5 protein-coding genes are annotated in these 5589 nt (G+C 30.4%); 4 read left to right on the forward strand and 1 reads right to left on the reverse strand.

The window, feature by feature from the left end:
• Positions 1-90 precede the first annotated feature (90 nt).
• The 4 genes from VN21_RS13135 (at position 91) to VN21_RS13150 (ending at position 4780) form a co-directional block, all read left to right on the forward strand.
• Positions 91-2013 carry an OPT family oligopeptide transporter gene (locus tag VN21_RS13135; RefSeq protein ID WP_046823652.1) on the forward strand — a complete coding sequence of 641 codons (1923 nt, stop codon included), beginning with the start codon at positions 91-93 and terminating at the stop codon, positions 2011-2013.
• Positions 2003-2347, forward strand: coding sequence for a PqqD family protein (locus VN21_RS13140; RefSeq protein ID WP_046823653.1), 345 nt, complete (start codon positions 2003-2005; stop codon positions 2345-2347). The genes VN21_RS13135 and VN21_RS13140 overlap by 11 nt, the downstream gene beginning before the upstream one ends.
• Positions 2348-2520: 173 nt before the next feature.
• The gene (locus VN21_RS13145; RefSeq protein WP_046823654.1) at positions 2521-4446 is read left to right on the forward strand and encodes an OPT family oligopeptide transporter; all 1926 of its coding nucleotides are present in this window, start codon (positions 2521-2523) and stop codon (positions 4444-4446) included.
• Positions 4436-4780 (forward strand): PqqD family protein, encoded by a 345-nt coding sequence (locus tag VN21_RS13150; RefSeq protein WP_046823655.1) that lies wholly within the window; start codon positions 4436-4438, stop codon positions 4778-4780. Before VN21_RS13145 ends, VN21_RS13150 begins: the two co-directional genes overlap by 11 nt.
• A gap of 48 nt (positions 4781-4828) precedes the next feature.
• Here the strand turns inward: VN21_RS13150 and VN21_RS13155 are convergent, their stop codons facing one another.
• The gene (locus VN21_RS13155; RefSeq protein WP_046823656.1) at positions 4829-5434 is read right to left on the reverse strand and encodes a superoxide dismutase; all 606 of its coding nucleotides are present in this window, start codon (positions 5432-5434) and stop codon (positions 4829-4831) included.
• Positions 5435-5589: the final 155 nt, after the last annotated feature.

The raw sequence follows: 5589 nt of genomic DNA on the forward strand, positions 1-5589 counted from the left end.
CAAAAAATACTATTAAAAATTTAAAAAATTAAGCGAATTTTGTAAAAATATGATATAATCGATTTAGTTAAAAAAAGGAAGGTGAAATAAATGAGCAAAAAACTGTCTAAAGAAGCATATGGAGGAATACATGGAAAAGACTATGTACCTTACATAACAGACAAATCAAAAACAGGTGCAAACGTTGCTGTATTAATTATAGGTATTCTTTTAGCAACTATATTCGCAGCATCGACAGCGTATTCAGGTATGAAGGCAGGACTTACAGTTGCAGCTGGTATACCAGGGTCTATAATAGGATCAGCATTTATTGCAGCATTTGCTAGTGGAAAAGGTATTCTAGGGAAAAATATAGTACAAGGTATGGCAAGTGGTGGGGAATCAGTTGCTAGTGGTATGATTTTCGTTTTACCAGCTATATTACTAATAGGTAGTCAAGTTAGCTTCCTAGAAGGTTTAGCAGTTGGAGTAGGTGGAGTTCTATTTGGTATAGGAGTTTCATCACTTGTTTATAACTATTTAATAATAGAAGAACATGGAAAGCTTATGTACCCAGAATCAATGGCTATATGCGAAACACTTGTAGCATCAGATGCAGGTGGAGATTCAATGAAGTACATGGGTATTGGATTTGGAATAAGTGGTATTATAACAGTATTAACAGGGTCATTCTTAAATGTAACAAATAATGTAATAAGCTTTATAGGAAATAAATTCTATAAATATAAATTCGAAGTTGAAGTTAATCCATTACTTTTAGGTATAGGGTTTATAGTAGGACTTGAAGTATCTTTAACAATGTTTGCTGGTTCTATATTAGCAAACTTTGGGATAACACCATTAATATCTTATTTTACTGAAATGGCAGGAGCAGGGGCGAATGTTTGGAACAACTCTTCAATGGCTATAAGTCAAATGGGTGTAAATGATATCGGTGGAAACTATGTAAAATACATAGGAGCTGGTATGATGCTTTGTGGAGGTATAATAGGAGCAATAAAACTTATACCAACTATAATAGCATCAGTTAAAGAAACTATGAAAGCTAAATCATCTAATGATGGAGAAGGAAGTTCAGCTCTTCAAACTATAATATTATTAGGTGGAATAGCAATAGCATTTGTAGCAGGATTCCTTATATCTGGAAGTGTAACTATGGCAATAGTTGGATCTATAGCATCAGTATTATTAGCTGGACTATTTATTATAGTTGCAGGACGTTTAACAGGAACAATAGGAACATCAAACTTACCAGTATCTGGTATGACAATAGCATCTTTAGTTATATTAACATTAGTGTTTGTTATAATGGGATGGAAAGGTCAAGCGGATAATAAATCATTATTATTATTTGGTACATTTATAGTAGTTGCTATAGCTATAGCTGGTGGGTATAACCAATCTCAAAAGGTTACTTACATCATAGGTGGAAGCAAGAGTGAAATGCAAAAATACTTTACAATAGCTGGTATAGTAGGTGTAATAGTTGTTGTTGGAACAATATTATTACTTTCAAATCAACTTACAATAACAGGAGATAACCCTCCATTTGCACTACCTCAAGCAAACTTAATGTCAACATTAACATCAGGAATAATGTCAGGTCAATTACCTTGGGTTATGATAATTGTTGGAGTATTTATGGCAATAGTTTTATACTTCCTAGGATTACCAATAATGACAGTTGCGATAGGATTCTACTTACCAATAGCAACAACTTCTATAATATTAGTAGGAGCATTAATACGTGTATTTGTTGAAAAAACTTCTAAATCTGAACAAGAAAAAGAAGGTAAAGTTTCAAATGGTATAAGTTTATCATCAGGACTTGTAGCAGGAGGATCTATAATAGGTCTAATAGGTATAATATTACAAGTAACAGGTGTTATAAAGAGTGCAGGACCAAGCGGATTTGCAGCTGGAAATATGATGGCAATGATATTACTAGTAGTATTAGTAGTATGTACTGCATTACCGATTGTATCATCTAAGGTTAAGAATAATGAAAAATAATGAAGACGTTTTAAATTTAGTCTTTAAGAAAAATGAAAATATAGAGTATGAAGTAAATGATCGTGGCATAGTTACTATACAAGAAAAACAAGATCATAAGATTCAAAGATTTTTTAGAAAATTAAGATTTAAAATTCCTATGTATAAAAATATAGAACTTGATGAATACGGTAGTTATATATTCTTACAAGTTGATGGAAATAAAAATGTTAAAGAGTTAGGTGAGATTTTAGAGGCAAAATATGGAGAAGAATCACACCCTCTTTATGAAAGATTACTTTTATTTTTAAATCACATTGAAGTAAATTGTCATTACATTGAAAAATTACAATAAATAAAAAATAGAGTTAACTAAATAGTTAACTCTATTTTTTTTGCAAAAAACAGAAAAATCTAAAAAAAATGTCGAATTTGAATAGTTTTAATAAAGTTAAAATTCTAAAAAAGTTAGATTTCAAAATATTGTGGTATAATGAGGTTAATCAAACAAAAGGATGGTGAAATTTAATGAATAAAAAATTACCTAAAGAGGCTTACGGGGGCGTATCAGGCAAAGATTATGTACCCTATGTAACAGACAAGTCTAAAACAGGTGCAAACATGGCAGTACTTATAATAGGTATTGTTTTAGCAGTTGTTTTTGCAGCGTCTACAGCATACTCAGGTATGAAAGCAGGACTTACAGTTGCAGCTGGTATACCTGGATCTATAATAGGGTCAGCATTTATAGCAGCTTTCGCTAAAGGAAAAGGTATTCTAGGTAAGAACATAGTACAAGGTATGGCAAGTGGTGGAGAATCAGTTGCTAGTGGTATGATATTTGTACTACCTGCTATTTTATTAATAGGTAGCCAAGTGACATTTTTAGAAGGATTTGTTGTAGGAGTAGGTGGAGTTCTATTTGGTATAGGAGTTTCATCACTTGTTTACAATTATTTAATAATTGAAGAACATGGAAAGCTTATGTATCCAGAATCAATGGCTATATGCGAGACACTTGTAGCATCAGATGCAGGTGGAGACTCAATGAAATACATGGGAATTGGATTTGGAATAAGTGGTATTATAACAGTATTAACAGGATCATTCTTAAATGTAGCTAATAATGTAATAAGTTTTATAGGTGAAAAGTTTTATAAGTGTAAATTTGAAGTAGAGGTTAACCCACTACTTTTAGGGATAGGATTCATAGTAGGGCTTGAAGTTGCATTAACTATGTTTGCAGGATCTTTATTATCTCACTTTGGAATAATGCCTTTAATAGGGTACTTCACTGATTTAGCAGGAGAAGGAGCTAAAGTATGGAACGATCCTTCAATGCCTATTAATCAAATGGGTGTAAATGATATAGCTGGTAACTATGTAAAATACATAGGAGCTGGAATGATGCTTTGTGGAGGTATAATAGGAGCAATAAAACTTATACCAACTATAATAGCATCTGTTAAAGAAACAATGAATGCTAAATCTTCATCAGCTGATGGAGAAGGAAGTACTGCTCTTCAAACAATGATATTATTAGGTGGAATTGTAGTTGCAGTTATAGGAGCGTTTTTAGTTTCAGGAAGCGTAGTGATGGCAATTGTTGGAGCGATAGTTTCAATAGTTTTAGCTGCACTATTTGTTATAGTTGCAGGACGTTTAACAGGAACAATAGGAACATCGAACTTACCAGTATCTGGTATGACAATAGCATCTTTAGTTATAGCAACACTGGTATTTGTTATAATGGGATGGAGTGGACAAGCGGATAATAAATCATTATTATTATTTGGTACATTTATAGTTGTGTCTATATCAGTAGCTGGAGGATATAACCAATCTCAAAAAGTTACTTACATAATAGGTGGTAATAAAAGTGAAATGCAAAAATATTTTGCAATAGCAGGCATAGTAGGTGTAATAGTTGTTGTTGGTACAACAATATTACTTTCTAACCAACTTGTAGTTACAGGCGATAATCCTCCATTTGCATTACCTCAAGCAAACTTAATATCAACACTTACATCAGGAATAATGTCAGGGCAATTACCTTGGGTTATGATAATTGTTGGAGTGTTTATGGCAATAGTTTTATATTTCTTAGATTTACCAATAATGACAGTTGCAATAGGATTCTACTTACCAATAGCAACAACTTCTATAATATTAATAGGAGCTTTAATCCGTGTATTTGTTGAAAAAACTTCTAAATCTGAACAAGAAAAAGAAGTAAAAGTTTCAAATGGTATAAGTTTATCATCAGGACTTGTAGCAGGAGGATCTATAATAGGTCTAATAGGTATAATACTACAAGTATCAGGTGTTATAAAAAGTGCAGGGCCAAGTGGATTTGCATCTGGAAATATGATGGCAATAATACTTTTAATAGTATTAGTAGGACTTACTGCATGGCCAATAATAGCATCTAAGGTAAAAAATAATGAAAAATAATGAAGAAGTTTTAAATTTAGTTTTTAAAAAAAGTGAGAATATTGAATATGAAGTAAGTTCTGATGGTATAGTTACTATACTTGAAAAACAAGATCATAAGGTTCAAAACTTTTTTAGAAAATTAAAATTTAAAATTCCTATGTATAAAAAGATGGAATTAGATGAATATGGCAGTTTTATATTCTTACAAATTGATGGTAAAAAAAATGTAGAAGAATTAGGAATAAAATTAGAAGAAAAATATGGAGAAGAATCACACCCTCTATATGAGAGGATACTTTTATTTTTAAATCACATTGATGTTAACTGTCATTATATTGAAAAAATTGATTAAAAAAAGAGGATATCTTAATATTTACTATTAAGATATCCTCTTTTTATATTAAGAATTGTAAAGATTTGAAACTTTTTCCCAATCTATTATATTCCATATATTATTTACATACTCAGCTCTAAGATTTTGATATTTTAGATAATAAGCATGCTCCCAAACATCGATTGTAAGTATAGGGACTAAACCATCTTGAAGGTTTGTGTCCTGGTTTGATGTAGATTTTACAAATAAATTTTTATTTCTATCCATAAGTAACGATGCATAACCAGATCCAAATTGTGCGATAGCTTTTTTACTTAATTCATCTTTTAAATTGTCAACACTTCCAAAGGTTTGGTTTATTTTTTCTAGTAATTTACCTTCTGGCACTAGTAAAGCTTTAGGCGATAGAATTGAAAAGTATAAATTATGATTATAAACTCCACCACCTTGATTTATAACTCCTTGTCTAATTTCTTCTGGTAGTTCAGACACATTTTTTAGCAATTCCTCTAAACTTTTTCCATTAACAATATCTTCATAACCTTGTAAAAGATTATTTAAATTATTTACATAAGTCTGTAGATGTTTACCATAGTGTATTTCTACAGTTTTAGCATCTATATATGGTTCTAATTCATTAAATTTATATCCTAACTCTATTTTATCATACATTTAAAACACCCCTTTTTATTAGTATAGTATATATATTCCCTTAAGTTCAATATATAAACTAATTTAATAAAAATAATCATTACTATTTTTGAAAATAAGTTTACCAACATTAAAGTTTTACTTTTTATGATATTTATGTAATTATATTATTAAAT

It is taken from the genome of Paraclostridium benzoelyticum (genome assembly GCF_001006285.1).
GTDB lineage: Bacteria > Bacillota > Clostridia > Peptostreptococcales > Peptostreptococcaceae > Paraclostridium > Paraclostridium benzoelyticum.

Coding starts and splice junctions, on each gene's coding strand:
- VN21_RS13135 (WP_046823652.1), top strand. CDS start 91: ATGAGCAAAAAACTGTCTAAAGAAGCATATGGAGGAATACATGGAAAA.
- VN21_RS13140 (WP_046823653.1), top strand. CDS start 2,003: ATGAAAAATAATGAAGACGTTTTAAATTTAGTCTTTAAGAAAAATGAA.
- VN21_RS13145 (WP_046823654.1), top strand. CDS start 2,521: ATGAATAAAAAATTACCTAAAGAGGCTTACGGGGGCGTATCAGGCAAA.
- VN21_RS13150 (WP_046823655.1), top strand. CDS start 4,436: ATGAAAAATAATGAAGAAGTTTTAAATTTAGTTTTTAAAAAAAGTGAG.
- VN21_RS13155 (WP_046823656.1), bottom strand. CDS start 5,434: ATGTATGATAAAATAGAGTTAGGATATAAATTTAATGAATTAGAACCA.